The sequence below is a fragment of the Cytobacillus praedii genome, assembly GCF_001439605.1.
Lineage (GTDB): Bacteria > Bacillota > Bacilli > Bacillales > Cytobacillaceae > Cytobacillus > Cytobacillus praedii.
The window spans coordinates 1-23333 of sequence record NZ_LMBX01000020.1 but is presented as its reverse complement, the minus strand read 5'-3'; the positions used below and the strand labels follow the sequence as shown (position 1 = coordinate 23333).

Annotated in this window: 22 protein-coding genes; 16 read left to right on the top strand and 6 right to left on the bottom strand. The window is 36.1% G+C overall.

The window, feature by feature from the left end:
- Positions 1–81: 81 nt before the first annotated feature.
- The 8 genes from ASU02_RS18840 to ASU02_RS18800 all read left to right on the top strand — a co-directional run bounded on the left by ASU02_RS18840 (position 82) and on the right by ASU02_RS18800 (position 6495).
- Positions 82–1314, top strand: a complete 1233-nt coding sequence (locus ASU02_RS18840; RefSeq protein ID WP_057766474.1) for an ATP-binding protein — start codon at positions 82–84, stop codon at positions 1312–1314.
- 162 nt (positions 1315–1476) lie between these two features.
- Entirely contained in the window at positions 1477–2145 is a 669-nt protein-coding gene (locus ASU02_RS18835) for a phosphatase PAP2 family protein (RefSeq protein ID WP_057766472.1), read from the top strand.
- A 67-nt stretch (positions 2146–2212) separates the two neighbouring features.
- Positions 2213–2995, top strand: coding sequence for a lipid II flippase Amj family protein (locus ASU02_RS18830; protein ID WP_198317466.1), 783 nt, complete (start codon positions 2213–2215; stop codon positions 2993–2995).
- A 457-nt stretch (positions 2996–3452) separates the two neighbouring features.
- On the top strand, positions 3453–3812 hold the full coding sequence (locus ASU02_RS18820) for a protoglobin domain-containing protein (RefSeq protein ID WP_057766466.1): 360 nt from the start codon (positions 3453–3455) through the stop codon (positions 3810–3812).
- 187 nt (positions 3813–3999) lie between these two features.
- Positions 4000–4944, top strand: a complete 945-nt coding sequence (locus tag ASU02_RS18815) for an EamA family transporter (RefSeq protein WP_057766464.1) — start codon at positions 4000–4002, stop codon at positions 4942–4944.
- A 185-nt stretch (positions 4945–5129) separates the two neighbouring features.
- The gene (locus ASU02_RS18810; RefSeq protein ID WP_057766462.1) at positions 5130–5525 is read left to right on the top strand and encodes a hypothetical protein; all 396 of its coding nucleotides are present in this window, start codon (positions 5130–5132) and stop codon (positions 5523–5525) included.
- Positions 5526–5667: 142 nt separating this feature from the next.
- The gene (locus ASU02_RS18805) at positions 5668–6180 is read left to right on the top strand and encodes a CBO0543 family protein (protein WP_057766460.1); all 513 of its coding nucleotides are present in this window, start codon (positions 5668–5670) and stop codon (positions 6178–6180) included.
- Positions 6181–6312: 132 nt separating this feature from the next.
- Positions 6313–6495, top strand: a complete 183-nt coding sequence (locus tag ASU02_RS18800; protein WP_232426296.1) for a histidine kinase — start codon at positions 6313–6315, stop codon at positions 6493–6495.
- Positions 6496–6537: 42 nt separating this feature from the next.
- On the opposite strand, the gene ASU02_RS18795 is transcribed toward ASU02_RS18800, so the two are convergent.
- Entirely contained in the window at positions 6538–7038 is a 501-nt protein-coding gene (locus tag ASU02_RS18795; protein WP_057766458.1) for an SRPBCC family protein, read from the bottom strand.
- 269 nt (positions 7039–7307) lie between these two features.
- On the opposite strand from ASU02_RS18795, the gene guaC reads away from it, so the two are divergent.
- Positions 7308–8291, top strand: coding sequence for a GMP reductase (guaC, locus tag ASU02_RS18790; RefSeq protein ID WP_057766456.1), 984 nt, complete (start codon positions 7308–7310; stop codon positions 8289–8291).
- A 49-nt stretch (positions 8292–8340) separates the two neighbouring features.
- Here guaC and ASU02_RS18785 read toward each other — a convergent pair whose 3' ends face one another.
- The 3 genes from ASU02_RS18785 to ASU02_RS18775 all read right to left on the bottom strand — a co-directional run bounded on the left by ASU02_RS18785 (position 8341) and on the right by ASU02_RS18775 (position 13191).
- A complete protein-coding gene (locus ASU02_RS18785) occupies positions 8341–10110 on the bottom strand; it encodes an ABC transporter substrate-binding protein (RefSeq protein WP_408607294.1) in 1770 nt (589 codons plus the stop codon).
- A gap of 101 nt (positions 10111–10211) precedes the next feature.
- A complete protein-coding gene (locus ASU02_RS18780; RefSeq protein ID WP_057766453.1) occupies positions 10212–11726 on the bottom strand; it encodes an ABC transporter permease in 1515 nt (504 codons plus the stop codon).
- A 13-nt stretch (positions 11727–11739) separates the two neighbouring features.
- A complete protein-coding gene (locus ASU02_RS18775; RefSeq protein WP_057766452.1) occupies positions 11740–13191 on the bottom strand; it encodes an ABC transporter permease in 1452 nt (483 codons plus the stop codon).
- A gap of 404 nt (positions 13192–13595) precedes the next feature.
- Here ASU02_RS18775 and ASU02_RS27265 point away from each other — a divergent pair, with 404 nt between their 5' ends.
- On the top strand, positions 13596–15332 hold the full coding sequence (locus ASU02_RS27265; RefSeq protein ID WP_057766450.1) for an ABC transporter ATP-binding protein: 1737 nt from the start codon (positions 13596–13598) through the stop codon (positions 15330–15332).
- A 59-nt stretch (positions 15333–15391) separates the two neighbouring features.
- Here ASU02_RS27265 and ASU02_RS18765 read toward each other — a convergent pair whose 3' ends face one another.
- Entirely contained in the window at positions 15392–16684 is a 1293-nt protein-coding gene (locus tag ASU02_RS18765; RefSeq protein ID WP_057766448.1) for a hemolysin family protein, read from the bottom strand.
- Between the two features lie 50 nt (positions 16685–16734).
- On the bottom strand, positions 16735–17088 hold the full coding sequence (locus ASU02_RS18760; RefSeq protein ID WP_232426295.1) for a MerR family transcriptional regulator: 354 nt from the start codon (positions 17086–17088) through the stop codon (positions 16735–16737).
- A gap of 208 nt (positions 17089–17296) precedes the next feature.
- Between ASU02_RS18760 and ASU02_RS18755 the strand changes: the two genes are divergently transcribed.
- The 6 genes from ASU02_RS18755 (at position 17297) to ASU02_RS18730 (ending at position 23137) form a co-directional block, all read left to right on the top strand.
- Positions 17297–17902 carry a transglutaminase-like domain-containing protein gene (locus ASU02_RS18755; RefSeq protein ID WP_057766444.1) on the top strand — a complete coding sequence of 202 codons (606 nt, stop codon included), beginning with the start codon at positions 17297–17299 and terminating at the stop codon, positions 17900–17902.
- 90 nt (positions 17903–17992) lie between these two features.
- On the top strand, positions 17993–18928 hold the full coding sequence (locus ASU02_RS18750) for a copper amine oxidase N-terminal domain-containing protein (RefSeq protein ID WP_057766442.1): 936 nt from the start codon (positions 17993–17995) through the stop codon (positions 18926–18928).
- Between the two features lie 352 nt (positions 18929–19280).
- The gene (locus tag ASU02_RS18745; RefSeq protein ID WP_057766440.1) at positions 19281–20648 is read left to right on the top strand and encodes an MFS transporter; all 1368 of its coding nucleotides are present in this window, start codon (positions 19281–19283) and stop codon (positions 20646–20648) included.
- On the top strand, positions 20632–21405 hold the full coding sequence (locus ASU02_RS18740; protein WP_057766438.1) for a sugar phosphate isomerase/epimerase family protein: 774 nt from the start codon (positions 20632–20634) through the stop codon (positions 21403–21405). Before ASU02_RS18745 ends, ASU02_RS18740 begins: the two co-directional genes overlap by 17 nt.
- A gap of 188 nt (positions 21406–21593) precedes the next feature.
- Positions 21594–22394, top strand: a complete 801-nt coding sequence (locus ASU02_RS18735; protein WP_057766436.1) for an HAD-IIA family hydrolase — start codon at positions 21594–21596, stop codon at positions 22392–22394.
- Between the two features lie 41 nt (positions 22395–22435).
- Positions 22436–23137 carry an MgtC/SapB family protein gene (locus ASU02_RS18730; protein ID WP_408607292.1) on the top strand — a complete coding sequence of 234 codons (702 nt, stop codon included), beginning with the start codon at positions 22436–22438 and terminating at the stop codon, positions 23135–23137.
- Positions 23138–23333: the final 196 nt, after the last annotated feature.

Genomic DNA, 23333 nt, shown 5'->3' with positions numbered 1-23333 from the left:
TTATAGGATAAAAGTAGGATTTTGTCGATTTTTAAATCCTAGGGGTTATAATAAATATAATCTACTTTTGTGAGGAAATGTATGAAAAAAGAGAATATCCATACTTGGCTGCTTCATGAGGAGAAGCGGGCACTTAAAATTTATTTATCAATCTTTTATATAACCTTAATTTTATATGATTTTTTTTACTACTATTTGTATCCAAGGTATATTCTGCATTCAGAGCCAGGGTTAAATAGCCCATTTGGCTTTTGGACTTATATGATCCTATTTGGATTAATTCCAGTTGCTTTTTATTTACATATAAAGGGAAAATATCAAGTGATAAAATATATTTACATTGTTGTCTACATGATGCTAACATCAGTAAGCGACATTATTCAGTTTTCGGCTGAATATGGCGAATACCGAAGCGGGAATGCTGCAGAACTGATTCTTATCTTATTTTCACCTATTTTTATTAATAAATGTTTCTATTGGATTGTTACCATTGTTTCTATATCCAGATATTTAATTGTAGGGTTATTTATTCATTCATTGGTAGTGGTTGTCCCTATTGCTTTAATCATTATTTTTTCTGTGATTGCCTACATTATATTAAATCGATTCTATTCTTATATTTATGCATTAACCTCTGCGAATGAGGAATTAAGGCATAAAGAAAAGCTTGCATTTATCGGTCAAATGGCCACTTCAATTGGACATGAAATTCGAAATCCTCTTGCATCCTTAAAGGGATTTACTCAACTGCAAAAAGAAAAATATGTAGAGGATCAAAAGTATTTTTCAATAATGGAGCAAGAAATTGAGCGGATAGATTTAATCGTAAATGATCTCTTGCTGCTTGGAAAGCCAAGATCCGCTCAATTCGAAAAGAGTTGTATGAAAGAGATTATTCTCTATGTGAAATCAATAACGAAACAGCTTGCTGCTGAAAAAAATATTTCGTTATCAATTGAAATGGACGATTCTATTCCTTTGATCGAGTGTGTGGAAAATCAGATTAAGCAGGTGTTTATTAACCTAATAAAAAATGGTCTCGATTCAATGGATAATGGTGGAATGTTTAAGATACTTTTAAAGAACGAATTAAAGAATGAAGTTTCGATAAGCTTTATTGATCAAGGCTGTGGCATCAATAAAGCTGAGCTGGATAAGCTGTTTATACCCTTTTATACAACAAAAGGCGATGGAACAGGTCTTGGGCTTATCGTTACGAAAAAAATAATCGAAGACCATCAAGGAGAAATTCAGATTGAAAGTGAATTGAATAAGGGAACAACAGTAAAAGTGAAATTGCCTATTGTTCAATGATCAGTTTATTTAGAAACAATAGTGTGTTAGTCCAATAAGGATTAACACCCTTTTTATTATCATTTTTATTAATTATAACCATAAATAAAAGATCCGATAAAATGCCACCCTATAAAAAATGGGATAAAAAAATTATATTAATATTAGAGGTGATCTAGTAGGATGACAGATAAGTCTCAGCTTTCCATCCCTTTTATTATAGGGGTAATATCTCTACTTGCATTCAGTTTTATGGCATTCTTTGTTAGTGCAAATAAAGTAGTCCAATTTGACAGTACGATTATTACTTTTGTCCAAGGGTTTGAAAATTCATCCTTGACCGCTGTAATGAAATTTTTTACCTTTATTGGTGATACGAACTCAGTTATCGTTTTATCGATACTTGTTATTATTTTTCTATACGCAGTCCTTAAACATCGAGTGGAACTAATTTTGTTTATTGTTGCAATTATTGGATCCGCTGTCCTAAATCAGCTATTAAAGTACTCTTTTCAGCGGGCGCGCCCTGAACTGCATCGGCTGATTGAGATCGATAGCTACAGTTTTCCGAGCGGGCACGCGATGAATGCATTTACAGTGTATACGATTATAACGTTTCTTCTATGGCGGCATATCCCTTCAAGAGCTGGTCGAATACTATTAATCATTATTAGTGCATTAATGATTTTTACCATTGGAATCAGTCGAATCTATTTAGGCGTTCATTACCCTAGTGATATCATTGCTGGGTATTTTGCAAGCGCGTGCTGGCTGGGTATGGCTATTTGGTTCTTCCAAAAATATCAAGAAAATCGCAGTAGAAGGCTTACATACAAAAGCACGACTAGCTAAAGGGAAAAAATTCTATATCAAAAAATCAATTATAGGCAAGTCAACTTTTTAAATGGGGTGAATTGAAATGCTCCTAGGTTTAATGGTGCTAACAGTATTGATTCATTTAGTTGATACATTGTCATACTCCGTACGGTTAAATTCTGTGAAGAGCGGAAAATTTGCACTTTCCATGTCTTTATTTAATATTTTTGTTCTTGTATCTAGGACCGCTAATATGTTTCAAGCACCCTTGATCGGTACACTTATTGGAATTAGCATTGCGAAAGAGATAGATCCTTTAAAAGATATTCGGCTGGTCATTTTCTCGGCAACAATTGGGACGATTATAGGGATACTATTCATACCTACTTTTCTTAAACTATTTGCGATTGCTGTAAATAGACTTGAAACAAAGGGATCTGTTCCTTCCATTGTAGTAGAGGCATTAAGTGTTTCGAACATGAAGCGGATGTTAAAAAAGACAACGAAGCCTCGGAAAAAGATGTTTTATAGCTTGCGTTATAGAGAAATTCCCAAACGTCTGTTAATTCTAAACACAGTAATTACAGCGATTTATACGATTGGGGTGATTTCTGCCTATTATGCCGCTTACTTTGTAGACGAAGAGTTTCTGTTAGCGGCTGCGGGCTCATCTGGGATGATTAATGGAGTCGCTACCATATTATTAACGCTGTTGGTAGACCCGCAGTCTGCAATTATTACAGACCAAGCGTTACGAAAAAAACGGCCATATGGGGATGTTAAGGCGCTTGTCGTTATGTTAATCGGGACAAAGCTTCTTGGAACATTAATTGGTCAAATATTGATTTACCCTGCGGCCATACTAATTGCTAGTTTTTATAAATAGTAATGAGCTAGTTTACTATACTTAGATTTTTGGTGGAAACCTTTTACTCTCAATTCACGTCTAATACTGTAGCTAGTAGACTGGAATAAAGAAGGGGTAATAATGATATATCCGACTGTTATATGTAAAAGGGGAAAAGTTCATGGGGTAAGGAATGAATCTGCCTGCATTTGTGGAGCGCAATATGGGGATGAAGCGCTAAATAATCGGAAAGTTTTATATAGATCTATTCTTTTTAGAGATATTCATTTAATTAATTGTCGAAAATGTAAACTAGAACTTAAAAAAATAGAGGGGAAATAGTTCCCTTTGAATTTTATTTAGACCCTTTGTAGGAAAATAAAGGGTCTATTTATTTTTAAAAATTTAACATTGTGTGTTTTATCTCACAGTCTAATTTTTGCATAATCACTATAATGACATTGAAAATATGAATAAGAATAGGGGCGTATTAAAGATGTCGAACAATTTAGAACAAGAAAAAATTGGTGAATTAGTTGACCGTTTTTATAGTAAGTTAACAAAGGATTCATATTACAGTACTATGTTTGCTGAAAGAAGGGTGGATATTGAACTGCTAAAGAGCAGACAGCGTTCATTTATAAGCCGCTTAGTTACGGATGATTCACCTGCGGATGATGAAAGGAATGTTAAACAAGTTAATGAAAGACACCCGTTCCAAACAACACCAGAGCGAGCTGGAATCTGGATGAGCACAATGGAAGAAACAATACATGAAATGGAAATGGAAGAATCGATAAAGCTGATGTTAGTGGAGAAAATTGGGAAATTGATGAATTATTTAATTAATAAGTAATTCAACATTGGCCAGAAGGTATATTCTTCTGGTCTTTTTATATTAAAAGGAAGGTTAGTGCATCCTTGGAGCATTCAACTGTGGCATGAACCTACTTGAAAGTTGCCGTAGATGAAATGTAAAGATGTGATATACTTCATATTAATCAAACTGAAAAGTTAAATGTCATTTATTTAGAGGGAAGCTTATGTACGCACAAAGAATGATAATTTCTTCTTCGAGGACAAAGGGAATAACGATGGTTTTAATTGGGGCTGTTTTATGGGGGATCTCAGGAACAGTTGCTCAATATTTATTTCAATATTATGGATTTAGCCCAGAATGGCTGGTAGTTGTCCGATTACTTGTTTCTGGGACCATTCTCTTAGGCTTGGCAAGTTTAAAGGGCAATCAGAAAATATGGGACATATGGAAAGATAAAAAGGATGTGCCAAGCCTAATACTATTTAGTATTTTTGGCATGCTCGCCGTTCAGTATACCTTTTTTGCTGCCATTAAATATTCTAATGCAGCAACAGCAACAGTCCTGCAGTATTTAGCTCCTGCGATGATTTCATGCTTCATAGCTATAAGAGCAAAGAGGCTTCCGACTATAAAAGAATGTATTGCAGTTGTATTAGCGCTTTTGGGAACTTTTCTTTTAGTGACAAAGGGGAGCATGAGCAGTTTATCCATTTCAGGCATTGCCTTATTTTGGGGACTTACTTCTGCTGTGGCTTTGGCTTACTACACATTGCAGCCACTAAGGCTTCTTGCAAAATGGGGATCGGCTCTTGTCATTGGCTGGGGGATGATGATTGGCGGATTATCTTTTAGCCTTTTTCATCCGCCTTGGAAATTTGTTGGCCAATGGTCGTTTAACGCCTTTTTAGCCGTAATATTTATTATTGTTTTTGGAACCCTTATTGCTTTTTATTGCTACCTAGAGAGCCTTAAATATATTAGCGCTTCAGAAACCAGTATCTTAGCCAGTGTTGAGCCGTTATCAGCTGCATTTTTATCAGTTGTTTGGCTTCATGTATCCTTTGGACACGAAGAGTGGCTAGGGACGTTATGTATTATAAGTACAATTATTATCCTTTCTTTTGTGAAAAATAAAGAGGGTTCAAAAGCAAATACATTAAGTGCATAAGCTCTTAAATGGTTATAAAGAGGAAACTACCTTATGAAGATAAGGTAGTTTTTTTATGGTAAAGTGTTTCTGGATAATGGACGTTACAAGCTTCTTATTCCAAAGGAGAACCTGGAATTAATTTAGGGGAATATTTCTTCTTATTGCACAATATGATGAACTATCATTAATGGAATGAGGGGATCATGCTGAAGAATAATGTGGGTTCTTTAATTACGAAAGAAATGCTGGCTAATTATCATGAGTTAAATCTTAAGAAAAAAGAGATTGAAACAGAATTGATTGAACTAAAGAAGGCTTTTAATCAATACTTTGACATGGCAGTAGGAAAGGATACAAGAGGAGACATTGCCATTGGTGATTATAAATTACAAAGGCAAGTAAGAGTAACAGAAAAGTATGAACCAGAGGACTCGGTTAATCGGCTAGAAAAATTAAATCTCCTCGATTTAATTCAAAAGAGACCCGATGAGGAGAAAATAAAGGCCGCATTAAATTTAGGATTGTTAAAAGAATCAGATTTAGAAGGCTGTATCAAAACTAGTTCTTCACAGGCAATCTATGTAAAGAGAGTGGAGTAATAGAGATTCCCCAAATGAACTTACTGCAAGCACCAGCCTTGAATAGTCTACCTCATTGGCTGACCATTTTTTTGTAAGTTCATTTTTTGATACATGAAGGGAGATTTATTGGGGAAATTAACCATAGCGGGGAGGGACCGTTATGGGGCATAAAATCGAAAAGAGACTTGAAATTTCAACGTGGGTAATCACTTCAATATTATTGCTTCTATTTTTGCCAAGAAAAAGGCTTCGAGAGGCCGTTCCTGTATTTTTATTTAAGCAATTTATGACTTGGTTCTTTGGACTCCTGGTCGTAGAATCAGGCAGAATAAAATATCCAATCCGACTTTTCTTCAAAAATACGACTAAGTCGAGCTTTACTTTTGAGTATTTTGTTTATCCATCTTTTTGTGCATTGTTTAATTTATACTATCCTGCGAAAAGGAATAAAGGGATTAAATTTCTCTACTATTTTGCACATACATCCTTCCTTACAGTTCTTGAATTTTTTATTGAGAAGTATACAAAATTGATTACATACAAAAAATGGGGTTGGTATTGGAGTTTTTCATCAATATGGATTACTTATTATATTTCACGCGTCTTTCACAATTGGTTCTTTAAAGACCCTGCGGATGCCAAAGAGATAAATGAACAGGATGTTAATAGATGAAAATGCGATCCTTCAGTAAAGAAGATCGCATTTTTTTATTAATAGGAGAATAAGTAGGAAATAGATTTCTTTATTATAATATAACAGTGGAGTATGCTTATTGTAGATTGAATAGTGAAGGGAAGATATATTTTGAATAAGTTTACATTTGTTATTCCTATTATGATTCTTGTAGCTGTATTAGCTATGTGGATGCTTGCAAAGGATTATTCCGAGATTGATCTGCAAATTAGAATAATTATCTCAGCAGGTGCAGCTATATTATCTGGAGGAATTTCCTATTTCTTATTTAATGTAGATAAAGAGAAGAAGTGATTATGCAATGGAATCCCAGCTATGCTGGGATTCTAATATAAATCAATTATTCTGGTTGGGCTGGCAGCATAATTCTCCTTCTCCCTTTTCAAGAGCTGATTTTAAGCTGCTTAGCACCCCTGACCAAGCCATTTGATGCCACTTAATTGCTTCAGCCCAACGATCTTCATTCTTAAATCCAGTATGTTCGATAATAACCTTTGTTGCCCCTTCATTAATCGACACAAGCTTTACCTTTACAGACGTTAATTCTTCTCCCTTGTTCATAACCTCTTCGAATTGATCGGGTCCTTTCCAGTTGAATTGCAGCTCATCTTGATCAATCATTTTAATAATTTTACACCCTCTAGTATTCATTCCTGTTCGATTCCCAGGAACAAAGTATAGCTCAAATGCGCCGCCTTCTTTTGCTTCGATTATTGTTTCCGGTGCAAACCATTGTGCAACACGTTCAGAAATGGTCCAAGCGTGCCAAACTAAACTTAATGGAGCATCAATAATAATATTATTTGTGATGCCAACTTTATTGGAAATAGCTTTCATTCCGGACGCTCCTCCTCTAATAATATTCTCTCTTCGTATTTTACCATTTGGTATAGATGACAGAAACAATATTCTGAATTATTGCGTATTTATTGTTATTTATGAAGAGAAATCGGGCGAATAGTACTACTTTCCAGCTGTTAGGAAACATTATCCTCATAGCAAACATAAATAATCTTTGACATACGAATAATAATCATGTAAATTACGTATTGTACGAACGTTTTTATTCAAATGAAATATAATATTCGTGTTTAGGGGTGTAATAGATGGAAAATGTGTTTGATTACGAAGATATTCAATTAATTCCGGCGAAGTGTATTGTGAATAGCCGTTCTGAATGTGATACAACAGTTAAGTTAGGAAAGCATACATTTAAACTGCCAGTAGTGCCAGCTAATATGCAAACAATTATTGATGAAAAGATTTCAGTATATTTGGCTGAAAAAGGTTATTTCTATGTCATGCACCGTTTTGAACCGGAAAAAAGAATATCGTTTATTCAAGATATGAAATCACGTGGACTTATTGCATCTATAAGTGTTGGTGTAAAAGAGGAAGAATATCGCTTTATCCAACAATTAGCTGAGGAAAAGCTCGTACCAGATTATATTACAATCGATATCGCTCATGGTCATTCAAATGCAGTGATTGAGATGATTAAACATATAAAAAAACATTTGCCAGAAAGCTTTGTCATCGCTGGAAATGTGGGAACACCTGAAGCTGTAAGAGAATTAGAACATGCTGGTGCAGATGCGACAAAAGTTGGAATTGGACCAGGGAAGGTCTGCATAACAAAAATTAAAACTGGGTTCGGAACTGGCGGCTGGCAGTTAGCTGCGCTTCGCTGGTGTGCAAAAGCAGCAAGTAAACCAATTATTGCTGATGGCGGCATTCGTACACATGGTGATATTGCAAAATCAGTAAGATTTGGTGCAACGATGGTCATGATTGGGTCACTATTTGCTGGGCATGAGGAATCTCCGGGTGAAACCACTCAAAAAGATGGAAAACTTTATAAAGAATACTTTGGTTCAGCTTCAGAGTTTCAAAAAGGTGAAAAGAAGAACGTGGAAGGCAAAAAGATGTTTGTTGAGCATAAAGGTTTGTTGGAAGATACATTAATTGAAATGGAGCAGGATCTGCAATCTTCTATCTCTTATGCTGGAGGAAACAAGCTGGAAGCGATCCGCAATGTGGATTATGTGGTTGTGAAGAATTCCATCTTTAATGGAGATAAGGTTTATTAATTGTCTTGTAACAAGAAAGGGTAGCCGACATGGCTACCCTTTACTCATATTATTTGCTGGACTTATATTTATTTAAAAACTCCTGTGCTTTTGCAGAATCAGCTTTCAGTTCATTTCCTGTATTTACGATTGGACTTACTGTAGAAACAGCTTTAATTTTATTGTTTTGGTAATAGCTTAAAATTTCATCTTGGTTGATGGAGTATAGAACTGCTTTTCTTAAGTCATCACTTTTTGCGACTTCACGATTTGCTGTGTTGAAGAGTAAGTAGCTAACCCCATTGCTTTCAATTCGTTGCAGGTGCAGCTTGCTGTCATTCTCGACCACATCGTATTTTGTTTCAGGAACTCCATAGTACATATGAATTTCTCCGTTGCGAAGTGCGGAAAGAGCACTATCTGCATCTTGGATGAAACGTACGGTAATGTTTGAAATCTTAGGCTCGTTTTCAGTGCCTTTCATATAACCAGGGTTCTTATAAAACACAGCTTCATAATCGTTTTTATAAGATAAAATGTATGGACCGCTTGCATACAGTGTATTGTAGTATTTATCCCCTTCAGTAACGGTATTTTGGTCACCATATGGAATATCTTTGTTAACATCAAATGTAGCAACATCGTACGTATTGATGCTTTCTACCTGTTTCTTAGATACAATTCCTGCAGATTGGTGTGCTAAATAGTTTAACACTTGCGGGAAAGGTTCAGTTGTTGTCATTTTAACAACTTGGTATTTTCCTTCTTTACTATTTGCTTGTGCTTTATCAGCTACAAGCTCAGAAATTTTTACATCAAGTCCATCTTCAAGTGCTTCTCTTACCGTTTTGTCGCCGCCTGAAGTCTTCACATCAAGTGCGCTAAGATCTGTAACGACTTCCGCATCTTTAATATGCTCGTGAAGGCTATATGTGCGATGATCTGGAACAGAGTTTTTATCTTTTGCACGATTTAGTGAGAAGATAACGTCATCTGCACCGACACGTTCCCTTGTATCAACTGCTTTTTTATCTGTGATTTTTGCAAAATGAATATCATCCCTTAATAGGAAGTAGTACTCTGAGTTACCTTCTGCAATGCTATGGTTAAGTGATAGTGACCCGTCAGATGTAATTTTATCATCATCTGTCAGGTTAATTAAACGTACATACATGTTTGTATTAATTGTATTGATAGAACCATCATTTCCCTTGATTGGGTCAAGAGATGTTAGAGTGGAGATCGATTGCTGTAAAATCAGCGGATCTGTCCCGCGCTTTGCTGTGTCGTTAAAGTCAATCGTTTCCCATGCTAGCGCACGTGATTTGGAAAGTCGTACGGTATCCACATTTAAAACATCTTTATTTATTCCTTGTGCTTTATATGAGATATATAGAGGAGCAATATATGCTTTATCAAAAACAAGACGCTGTTCTAATTGCTTGTAAGTATCTGCATATTCCTCAGGTGTTTGCGAGCTTGCTAAATCAATTAGTTTGTCGACTTCTTCATCAGCCATGATACTGTAATCACCGCCAGATTTGAAAAGAGAGCGGACTGCATAATCAGGGTTTCCGGTTACTGTTGTCCAGCTGGATAATGCAACATCATAATTTCCTGCATCCTGCTGAGCTTTAAAGCTGCCGTAGTCCGGCTGCAGGTTCAGTTTTACATCAAAACCATTTTTCACAAGCTGGTCACGAACAATGTTGATGTCATCTTCTCCGCTGCTCATGCCAAGGATTTCAATATTAACCTTTTCATCATTAGTGACACCGTCATTTTTAGATTTTTTTCCTTCTTCAACATCTGACTTTGTGTTCACGCAGCCCGCTAACATAAGGACGAAAGTTAGTAGAAGGGGAATAAATGTTTTTTTCACAATAGGTTCCTCCTATATTGGTTCTATTATATTTAAAAGCTAATATAGCTTGCTCTTACTTAGTCTATTTTCGGATCAAGTGCATCTCGTAATCCATCTCCTAGAAAGTTAAAGGAGAGAACAAGTGCAATAATAGCAAGCCCTGGATAGATGGCTAGATAGGAATGGGACTCAAGGTAAGTGCTGCCAATTTTTAAAATGTTTCCCCACTCAGGTATATGAGGCTCAATTCCAAGACCAAGATAACTTAAGCTGCTCGTGGCAATGACTGCACTTCCAATCGTTAAAGTAGATTTAACAATCATCGGTGCCATTGAATTTGGTACTATATGCTTGAAAATGATGGATATCGTACTCGTACCAAGTGCGCGGGCCGAATCAACATATTCATAGTTTGATACCATTAAGACATTTGCACGCATGGTTCTCGCGTAAGTCGGGATAGAACCGACACTTAGTGCAAGAATTAATGTTACGGTATTTGATCCGAAAGCAGCGATAATGACGATTGCTAACAGAATTCCTGGAATAGCGTACAAAACATCAAGCAATCGCATAATAATATTATCTGTACGCTGTCCATAATAACCAGAAATGGCCCCAAGGATTCCGCCGATAATGAAAGGAATGGCTGTAGAAATCACCCCTACAATGAGGGAGATTCGAGCACCAAAGACAATTCTTGAAAATAAATCCCTTCCGAAATTATCTGTTCCGAGCGGGTATGCTAGACTAGGAGATTGAAGTGTTGCGCTGTAATTATTCTCCACTGCCATTGAGTAGTCAAAGGTTAAATAGCTGCATACAGAAATAGAAAATACAAAAACAATAAAAAATAAACTTAGCATGGATGTTGTGTTTTTTGTGATTTTCTCCCATATAATAATCCATTTTCCGGTACTTTCTTTGCTGCTATTCTTTATTTTGCTAATCAGGTTCCAGCCAAGCAAAAGTGCAAAGAGATTCCCTGTTATAGCAGTCAGCATAAGCGGGATAGCGATAGATACCATTCTTCTGGGAATAGGATTGCCTTCCGTAATATATTTGGTCACTAGAATAAGAGTGATCAGTTGGAAAATGGCGATTCCGATAAGACCAAACATGCCTAAAAGAAACGTATCCGCTACATAGGGTTTAAAGAGATTTAGGGCGGATATGCCAATGATAAAGAATTGCGTAATCAGCATATAAACGGCAATCGTGTATTCGGTTGTCTTTTTCGTCTTAATTAATTGAACTGCTGCTGTAACGGTAAATATATTCCCCGTTACTATACTTAGGAGCTGGATATAACCCCACTTTCTTGTTCGGGATTGCAGACAGCCAGCTTGTTGAAGATCTTTTTTTATTAATATGGTGATAACAACCTGTATGCAAGTAAATAGTGCATATGCTGCGAAAGCGCCGAACACAAAAGGTTTCATCGTTTGTGTTGAAAAATTATAGCTTGATAGCAATAAAATTACTGTAAGTGCAAGCGAAACAATAGAAGTAAAGCTTGCCTGCATGTATTCAGTTGACAATTTCAGTGCATGCTTTTTTTGATAACTTGGTACTTCTCTTATGTTGGACATCATTCCACCTGCTTTAATATTGTTTCATTTTCGAACGGATGCGGGGGTCGAAGAACGCATACAAGATATCAACGAATAAGTTGACTAAAGAAATCGTAATGGCAATATAGACAACTCCGCCCAAAATACTAGGAATATCAGGTACAAATTGCTTATCTACGATGTAGCTTCCAATCCCGCTAATATTAAAAACCTTCTCGGTCACAGCTGCGCCACCGAGCATCCCTCCAAATAGGAGACCAATGACCGTAATGACAGGAATCATCGCATTTCCAACTGCATGTTTCCAAAGTACTTGCCGCTGACCTAGTCCTTTCGATTTAGCAGTGATAATGTAATCCTCGTTAATTACCTCAAGTGTGGATGAACGCATCATTCGAGCAATCGATGCTGTTAATCCCGTTCCTAATACAACAGCTGGCATAATAATAGATAACCAATTTTCAGGGCTGAATGTTGCTGGAAGCCATTTTAGTTTAATTGAGAAGTTTAATATGAAAATAAGTCCCTGCCAAAAGTTTGGAATCGATAATCCAATAAGCGCAAAAAACATAAATGTGTAATCTAGAAACGAATTTGGCTTTGTTGCAGAAATAATTCCAACAGGAATGGCAATTAGGATAGCCATAGTGAGAGAAATGACTGCAAGGGTCAGCGTGATAGGGAATTTCCTTGCAATACTTGAGGCAACATCTTCGTTTCCTGTAAAGGATGTTCCAAGATCAAATGTGGCAATTCCTTTCACTGCATTCCATAATTGAGAAAAATAAGACTGATCAAGGCCATACAAATGATTAAAGGCGGCTATTTGTTCTTTTGTTGCTGTTTCACCAAGAATATTTGCTGCAGGATTAAAAGGTGACAAGTGCAGGATGGTGAATACAAGAAATACAACGCCGACTATGACAAATAAACTCATAATTAATCGATCGAAAATATATTTAAGATAAGCATTGCTATACAAAAAAATAAATAAATACATAAACAGTCCCGGGATTAAAGTGATAACTAAGAAAAAAGGATTTAAAACGAGAGCATGAAAGGTATCTTGAAAGGTAATTCTTTTCTCGCCTAACAGCTCAAGCTTCGAATTCGTCTTTTCAATTAGTGTTTTCTGGAACTGTTCATCTGCCCATTTCTCTGCTAGTTTTTCAGAATCCATTTGTCTGACTTTCTCTCCAAAAAAGGCCTGCTTTCGAATGATTTGTTCTTTATACTCGAGTTTAAGCTCTTCTTTATATCCAGACATAAGGAGGGCTTTCTTTGTTTCTTTATGTATAGAAGAGTAAGAATCATTCTTTTTCTTGGAAAGATAGACTAGCAAGATAATCAGATGCACAGGTAATCCTAATAGTAAAATCAGATATTTATAGAATGGATGCTGATGTATCTTACTATATGACTGGTAAATGATTGCTGATAAATTAAACTTCTTATGTGAACGGTTTATATTCACTGCATCCATAGGCTGATAAATTCCTCCTCTCAATTTAAATTGCATTATTCCGACCTGTATAGTATATTTTATTTCTAGGATGAGATAAAAGTCAATAAGTAGTTTTAATTGAAAATTTTTCATAATATATTTAACCAAGCGTATTTTAAGAAAATATATGCATGATGAAATTCATTTATTTGTATAAAGTTCATTAAATTAGTGGGACTCTATCCCGCTGATTGTTAGTAGAACTAAGAACGCTCAAAATGCCACGTCCTGTGGCCTTCGCCTGACTAGGACAGCCTGTCCTTCGTCGGGCATTAACGGGCTGTTTGATCCCCCACTATTTTTTTTGTTCTCATAAGTTTTTTCGTTAGGGGTCTTACAGCCTGTTAATCTGCGATAATTTAAATAATTGGTAGGTGTGAGTTTTGGAAACTATTTTACAGGTGAAAGATTTACGTGTATCTTTTCTTTCTCGAGATCTTGAGTTTGAGGCTGTTCGAGGTGTGAGCTTTGAAGTGAAAAAGGGAGAGACTCTAGGAATTGTCGGGGAGTCAGGTAGCGGGAAAAGCGTAACCGCACGTTCCATTATGCGCCTTCTTCCATCTCCTCCTTCCTATTTGAAGCAAGGGGAAATTACTTTCCTTGGTGACAATCTTGCAGAAAAAACGGAAAAGGAGATGGAGGGGATTCGCGGCCGTGATATAGGAATGATTTTCCAGGATCCAATGACCTCTCTTAATCCAACAATCCGAATCGGTAAACAAATTGCTGAGAGCTTGATAAAGCATCAAAAGCTGTCTAAAAAAGAAGCGAAAAAGCAAGCCATTGATATTCTGAAGCTTGTTGGGATTCGTAATAGCGAGGTGCGCTATAATCACTATCCGCATGAATTTTCCGGAGGTATGAGACAGCGGGTGATGATTGCTATTGCACTTGCTTGCCGTCCTACACTCCTTATTGCGGATGAACCGACGACTGCACTTGATGTAACCATCCAAGCACAAATATTGAATTTAATGAAGGATATGCAAGAGCGATTTGGCACCTCCATCATATTAATTACGCATGACCTCGGTGTCGTAGCTGGCATGTGTGATCGGGTAGCAGTCATGAAGAAAGGGGAAATTGTTGAAAGTGGAACTACGGAAGAGATATTTGAAAACCCAAAGCATCCATATACAAAGAAGCTCCTGCATGCTTTGCCGCGTCTTGATGAGAAGAAGAAGAAAAAGCCCGCTCCGCTTATTTTGCCAGGAACAGACCTGAACAAGCCGCTCCTTGAAGTAAAATCATTGAGGCAGCATTTTGATATGGGCAAAGGAAATGTGTTAAAAGCAGTAGATGATATCAGCTTTCACATTCGTGCAGGAGAAACCCTGGGTCTTGTTGGTGAATCAGGATCTGGTAAGTCAACGACAGGGCGAGCGATTTTACGGCTCCACGAGCCTACAGGCGGGGATGTATTATATCAGGGAATGCCTGTAAACCGTTTGTCCAAAAGCGAAATGAAATTAATGCGCCGCCATATGCAGATGATCTTTCAGGATCCATATGCTTCTCTCAACCCGCGATTCAAAGTACTTGATATAATTGGCCAAGCTTTGGATGTCCATAAGCTAAGCAGCAGCAGGGGAGAACGGAAGAGGAGAGTGGAAGAATTACTTGAAATGGTTGGACTTGAGGCTGAACATGCAGAACGCTATCCGCATGAGTTTTCCGGTGGCCAGCGCCAGCGTATAGGAATTGCCCGTGCGCTTGCAGTAGAACCGAAATTTATTGTTTGTGATGAGCCATTGTCTGCACTCGATGTTTCTATCCAATCTCAGGTTGTTAAGCTTTTAGAAGATTTACAGCATCGACTGGGATTGACTTACCTATTTATTGCGCATGACCTTTCAATGGTTAAGCATATAAGTGATCGTGTAGCGGTTATGTATGCAGGAAAAATTGTGGAGTTGGCTGAAAGTGAAGAACTTTATGCCAATCCTCAGCATCCATATACGAAATCACTGCTTTCTGCAATCCCAATCCCAGATCCTAAGGTTGAAAAGCTGAAGAAACGAGTATTAATGGAAGAACAAACCGAGGAAGATAAATATCAATTAAAAAATTCTAAACTAGTGGAAATATCGAATGGACACTGGGTTGCTATTCCAGTGTAAAACATGAATAACTAAAAAATCCGATTGAACACTTGGCACTCGTTCAATCGGATTTTGCTTTATACTATTTTTTTAACTTCTAAGTATTGAATATGGTGACCATCAATTTCATTGACTTTAAAGACATATCCTTCTGATTCTATTTCTGTTCCAATTTGGGCATCGATGTCTTGAGTCAGAAACCAGCCGCCAATTGTATCTATTTCTTCATTGGATATCGCTGTACCAAGCAGATGGTTCGCATCAGCAATTAGTAACTTCGCATCTATGATGTAATGATCTTCTTTTAATTTTCGTATATTTGGAATTTCATCCTCATCGAATTCATCGCGTATTTCTCCGACGATTTCTTCGATAATGTCTTCAACGGTAACTAATCCAGATGTTCCTCCATATTCATCCATGAGGATTGCAATATGGATTCGTTCTTTTTGCATTTTTAATAATAAGTCATGGATTGGAATTGTTTCAATCACACGAATGATTGGATTAATAAATGTTTCCATTCTCAAATGGGGATCTTTATTCATCAAAATAGAAGATAATAATTCCTTCACATTCATAAAGCCAAGAATATTGTCTTTATCTCCATCAATTACTGGGTATCGGGTATAATTCTCAGTTGTAATGATATTTACTACATCTTTTATCGTATCATTAATAGATATACTAACGATTTCAGTTCGTGGAACCATAATTTCTTTCGCAATTCTCTCATCAAATTCAAAGATGTTGTTTACATACTTTAACTCATTTTTATTAATTTCTCCGCTCTTATAGCTTTCAGATAATAAGATTCGCAGCTCTTCCTCTGAATGTGCAACATCATGTTCTGATGCTGGCTTTAATCCGAAGATTCCAACTAGTACACGGGCTGAGCCATTTAAGAACCAGATGAATGGGTACATAAGACGGTAAAACCAAATGATAGGAACAGCGAAAAGAATTGTAATGGTTTCTGCTTTTTGAATAGCCACTGTTTTTGGAGCAAGCTCTCCAACTACCACATGCAAAAATGTTACGATGGAAAAAGCAATGGCGAATGATAAGATATGTGAAACAGAATCATTTAGGTTTAATTGTTCGAATAGCGGATGCAACAGCTTCTCGATTGTAGGTTCACCTAACCAGCCAATACCAAGTGCTGTAACCGTGATTCCCAACTGGCAGGCAGATAAGTATTCATCCAGGTGAGAGACGACCTTTTTAGCAGCAATTGCGCCTTTTTTTCCTTCGGCAATAAGCTGATCTAATCTTGAAGCACGTACCTTTACCATAGCAAATTCGGTTGCTACGAAAAAAGCAGTTAAAGCAATTAAAATTACAATTAAAATTAGGTTGATAGTTGTCAATATGTAGTCTTACCTTCGTAAGACGTACACCTCCTATTATTTTTCGAAATTTAGTTGAGCAGTAAAAGTAATGTCTGAATTAATGAGAGACTTTCATGTGAAATATTTTTTTTGACAAATTCGAGTTTCTTTATATCCCCTTTATCCAGAGATGCTAAAACCTCAGATACGTCTTTTTCTAATCCTTTCATTTTCAGTCGGAGTTCTAGAATATCAATTTCTTCGGCTTCTTTTTCTAGGATTTTTTTCTTTATCTCGGCTAATGGCATGCCTTCTTTTTTACATCGTTCAATAAAATCTAAGCGTTCAATTGACGAACGATCATAATAACGATAATTTGAGGTGGAACGTTCTGCTTTTAATAAACCGAGATTTGTATAATGATCTATTGTTCTTTTTGTCACACTAGTTATCTCAGCTAATTCGCCAATTTTTAATTTTGCAGTCCCAATGTGATTCCTCCTAAACTATAACGTTATGGTTTTAATGGTATATTACTAATAAATAAAGCAGTTTGCAACCAATATGCATCGGCTCTTACTTGATGCTAATCACAGAAATTTTCAGTCTATCAATATATAATGAACGAAAATGACAATTGGGGCGATATGTATGGATTTAATTATTACCGAAGAAGATCAAAAGGTTTATTTAGAAGAAACCGAGATTATTAACTTTCGGCATCCATTGATTCAGGAGAAGATTTGTGAATTTCAGCATATGGGTGGAACGAAAATAGAAAGGGCAGAAAGGGCATTTCTTTTTGTAAGAGATACTATTCAGCATTCCTTTGATATTGATAGTACGGAGGTTGCTATTTCGGCATCGGATGCATTAGAGAAGTCAGAAGGCATATGCTTTGCTAAGGCACATTTGCTAGCGGCATTATTAAGAGGAATGAATATACCAGCTGGCTTTTGCTATCAGCGTGTGACTAGAAAAGGAACGAGGGAATCTGGTTATGCTTTGCACGGTTTAAACGCTCTTTATATTGAGGATGTGGATAAATGGTTTCGCGTAGATCCTCGCGGCAATAAAACTGGAGTGTATTCAGCATTCAGCATAACCCCTGAAAAACTTGCTTATCCAATCCGAAGTGAGTTAGGTGAAATAGATTATCCTTACGTTTATAGTCAGCCGTTTGAGAATGTGATTCAGGCAATGAAAAATGCTTTAGATTGCAGGGATCTATTCTATAAACGTCCAGAATTCCTCTAAAATCCTGATAAAATCTAACTAAAAGTGTAACTTTTTCTACTTTTTACTCGCCTATTTCAATGACACAAAATAATTGAAGGTGGGTTAAAAATGAAAAAGCTATCAGCGCTAGTAACAGCAGCTTTAGTCACTGGATTAGTGATAAGTACACATTCAGCCATTGCATCTAGTCATTTACCGAAAGAGGCTCATAAAGACATGAAGGAGCAAGAGAATATTCAATCTGTTGATTCAACTGATTTCATGGAATTTTCTGGGCTTATCACCGAAGTGAAGAAGGATAAAGAATCTTATACCTTGATCGTTAAAAATCAAGAAAATGATTCAGAAATGCATTTTCCGCTATCTGATAAAGTACTATTGTTCAATAGTGATTCAACAGAGGCTTTTGAAAAGGATAAATTAGTCAAAGGATTATCGATCACTGCTTACTATGATAAAAATAAACCAATGCTCATGATTTATCCTCCAAGGACTACACCTGAAATAATCGTAGTAAATGGGAAAGATATGGGACAGGTTAAGGTTTCAAAGTTCGATGATCAGTATGTTAGTCTTGATAATGAACTTAAATTGAATATCGCTGAGGAAACGATTCTTCTGAATAAGCAAGGGGATAAAATTAAGAAAGAGAAGCTTAAAGGGAAAGAGCTAATCATCTTTTACGACATCTCAACCAGAAGTATACCAGCTCAAACAACACCGAAGAAAATAATCGCATGGGATAATCGCGACAAATTATTCGAACAAGTGCAAGAGGCTGTTGGTGATGATTACTATATAAAAAATGGAATGAAGCTATTGCCAATTAAAAAAGTTGGAGAGCACTTAGGATATAAAGTGAAATGGGATAGCAAAAATGCTACAGTAGAATTAGGCAAACAAAACCAGACTATTCAAATCTATATTGGAAAAGAGAAATATAGCCTTAATCGCAGCTTAAGATCATTTGAAGTTGTACCTGCTGTTATTAATGATGCTGCTTTTGTTTCTGAAGAAATTCTTGAGGTATTACTAAATAACTAAATAGGTAACTATAAAAAAGAAGAGTGCATTTAATGACGCCGAAAAGCAATAAACCTTAAAGAAGGTTTATTGCTTTTTAGTTTAGCTTCAAAAATTTTCATATAGATTATTTGTTTTTCACTAACTCAATAAGGTGAGTTAGTTGTAAAAATCTTTTAAAAAGTAATTGACAGAGTATTCGAAATGGTATATAAATAAAATACTAAAACCAAAAAAATGTTTTAAATTTGGCCAGAGACGAAGAGATGCCATAGTTTTAAAAGCATGTAAAACATGTTTTTTTAGCTATGGTTTTTTGTCGTCTCTAAATTCATTTACTACATGTATTATTAATAAGGAAGGGGAAATTTTTATGGGGTTTGAGCATTTAGATTCACCAAAACTAAAGCGTTTTCAAAGAAAGGTAACTGCATTATCGGCTGCTGGTACTTTTCTTGATGGATTTGACTTGACTATTATTGCAGTTGCACTGCCGTTAATTTTGAGTCAATGGGATGTAGGTGCTGGTCTTACAGCATTAATTACTGCTTCTGCTGTGATAGGATCGTTTATAGGTGCAATATGGTTTGGAAATTTAACCGATAGATACGGAAGAAAAGCTATGTACGTAGTTGATTTACTTGCGTTTGTCATTTTTGCTGCTTTAACAGCATTTTCTCAAAGTGTATGGCAGCTAATCATTTTCCGGTTTTTATTAGGGGTGGGTATTGGTGCAGATTACCCAATTTCTGCAACTCTTGTTTCAGAATTTAGTTCAACAAAAAATCGAGGCAGACACGGTACTATGCTAGGTGCAATGTGGTTTGTTGGTGCTGTTACTGCTTATCTAGTAGGTATATTAATGTTACCTTTAGGTCCTAGTGCATGGCGATATATGTTATTAGTAGGTGCTGTCTTTGCGCTAATTGTTTTTTTCTTTAGAGTTACACTTCCAGAGTCACCGAGATGGCTGGCTTCTAGAGGGAGAGAAAAAGAAGCACAGGAAATTATGCTGAAAATTACAGGGCAAGATATTATTCTCACTTCAAATAATCTGCCGAAACAAAAATTAAAAGATGTTTTCTCTAAAAAGTTTTTCCGTCGTACATTTTTTGTTTGTGGATTCTGGTTTTGTTATGCAGTAGCGTATTATGGCATCTCGATGTATACCCCAACTATTTTAAAACCATTCACGAATGGGTCGCAATTGATGACTTATATTGGTTCCGGCACGGTTAGTGTATTAGGTTTAGCTGGAGCGATTATCGGATCAAGTATTGTTGATAAAACAGGGAGAAGACCACTTATTATTACCTCTTTCACTGGCTTGTCGTTAGCTTTAATTGTTTTAGCGCTTAATCCGAGTCCAACACTTTTATTTTTAGTAATTTTGTTTAGCTTAGCTGTTCTTTTTGCAAATATGGGTGGAGGCATTCTTAACTTCCTTTACCCTACTGAATTATTTCCAACAAGTATACGTGCAGGTGCGACGGGGTTAGCTACGTCAATCAGCAGAATAGGATCGATCATGGGGATTTTAGTATTCCCTAGCCTGGTAGCTGCATGGGGAAATAGTGCAGCATTATGGTTCTTTGCTGTAATTGGTTTAACAGGATTAGGTATTTGTATTGCTTTAGCACCAGAAACAAAAGGGATTAAGTTGGAAGAATTAAATGATGAGTTAAATACGGACCAAAATAATAATGTAATTATTGGGGGAAACGATGGAAAAATGGCTTAGTACTTGGTCGATTGGGCAACAAGGAACACTAAATGATTTTGAAAATATTAAAGAAGCTGGTTTTGAAGGTGTTGAAATTTTAACGGAACAATTAAGAGCAATTGATTATTTAAAATATGCAAAGCAAAGTGGACTAAAGGTTAGTATTCACCTTCCCTTTCATGATTTAAATTTAGCCACTCCTGATCCATTTATTTATGAAAGAGTTTCTGCTGTACTTTCGAAGTGGATTGAACTTATTGCAGAAAATGGCGGATACCACGCAACTCTTCATGGGGGCTATGCTTGGTCTTCTGAAGAAAGATATGACAGTTTATTAAGAGTTAAGGAACGCTTAGTCATTTTACGTGAAAAAGCTAATCAGCTTGGAATAGAGTTAGCGCTTGAAAACTTAATACCGGATAAATTAAATTATTGCCACCATATCGCTTCAAACGTTGAGGAATGGATAAGTTTAATAAATGAAACTAGTGTGAAAGCTTGTCTAGATACAGGACATTTAGCTTGTATGGGCGGTAATACGGAAGAGACAATTGAAAAGTTGGGCAATTCACTTGTAGCAATTCATCTATCAGATAACGATAGAATTTCTGATTTACATTTGCTCCCTGGTGAAGGGGGAGATATAACAAAAGGCTTGTTCCATTTCCTTGAGAAAAGCAGCTTTAAAGGACCGATCGTTTATGAAATTAACCCTTATAAATACTCCTTGGAAGATATATTTACTCACCTTATAAGCTTAAAGCAAAAAAGATAACTATAGATAGGAAATAATTATTAAGCCATTTTATATAGGATGATTAACAAGAATCAAATGAATTTTATACGGATAAGGGTAGAGAATTAGAGAAACCCCATGCTATTTATAAGCCTTGTTATTAAGGCTTTATAGCTTGGGGTTTCTATTTTTTTAAAGGGCTTGTATAAATTTTTGGAGGAATTATCATGACTAAAGGATTTATATTTGATTTAGATGGCACAGTATATTTAGATAATCAACTAATCGATGGGGCAGTGGAGGCGATAGAGCTTCTACGAAAAAGAGGCGATAAAATAGTATTTTTAACGAATAAGTCAATTTCTACTCGTTATGATTATCTAAATAAACTAAGGAATTTTGGAATCGAAACAAATATCCATGAAATAATTAACTCTAATTACATTACAGCTAATTATTTAAAAGAACAAATGGATAGCACTGATGCAGTACTGGTTATTGGGGAAGATGCTCTTTTCCAGGAGTTAATTGATGAAAATATACGGATTACCAATAATCCTGATAAGGCAACTTTTATTGTTTTAGGATGGGATCGTAAGTTTAATTATGAAAAATTAAACGACGCTTATCAGGCATGGCTAAAAAATAATGCCACAATATTAGCGACAAATCCTGATAGAACATGTCCGATTTATGATGGCCAAATTCCTGATTGTGCAGCGATGATTGGAGCAATGGAAGGAGTTACTGGTCAAAAGATTGATTTAATTATGGGGAAACCATCGAAACTTACGGCGAACTTTGTTGTTAATGAAGTATTAAAAATGAATCCGGAACAATGTTATATGGTTGGGGATCGTTTAGAGACTGATATTCTCATGGGGCATGAAAATGGTTTAAACACGGTGTTGGTATTAAGCGGAATATCAACGATAGAAATGGTAAAGAAAACGGATCAAAAACCTACCTATATTATTGAGAGCATTAAGGATATTGTGCATTTACAAAAGACAATTACAGTTGTCTAAAAAAAGATTTTTTCCGATAGGAATGGAAGAAGGTAATGAAGATGTTGGAAGTAATAAAAGATATGGATATTGAAATGCTGATAAAATTATCAATTTCTGCCGTATTGGGCTTAACAATAGGACTCGAACGGGAACTAAAGCGAAAACCATTAGGACTAAAAACAAGTCTAGTAATTTCAATAGTTAGTTGTTTGCTAACAATTGTATCTATCCAATCTGCCTATTCCTTTCCATCATCCGATTATGCAAAAATTCAAATGGATCCGCTTCGTTTAGCTGCACAAATTGTTTCTGGCATTGGATTTTTAGGAGCCGGAGTTATTTTACGGAGGGATGATGATAGAATATCAGGGTTAACAACTGCTGCGATGGTCTGGGGAGCTGCAGGGATTGGGATCACAACCGGTGCAGGATTTTATGTTGAAGCCATTGCAGGTGTTATATTATTAATGATAAGTGTGGAACTAGTTCCAAGCATAATTAAGTTATTTGGTATGCAGAAATTACGTTCAAAGGATCTTTCCTTACGAATTATTTTGAAAAACAGAGAAGATATAGGAGATGTTATAAATAGATTACAGGAAAAAGGAATAAAGATTGAGTCGGTGCGAATAAAAGACCAATCAGACCTTTCCTTTTTACTGGATTTAAAAGTCAGAGTTAACCCTAAAAAAACAACTTCAGATATATACTCTAGAGTTTCAAACATAGAAGAAGTTTATCGGACAGAAGTCAGAGGTTAATAGATTACCTGCAGAATTCAATAATAAAAAAGTGGACACTATTTTTACAAATTTGAAGTGCACCCCAAAAGTTAGAGTCAAAATCTAATTTTGGGGGTGTTTTATTATGGTTAAATATGCGGATGACTTTAAGGCGATGGTGGTGCAGGAATACCTCAGGGGGACGATTGGCTATAAAGTATTGGCAGAAAAACAT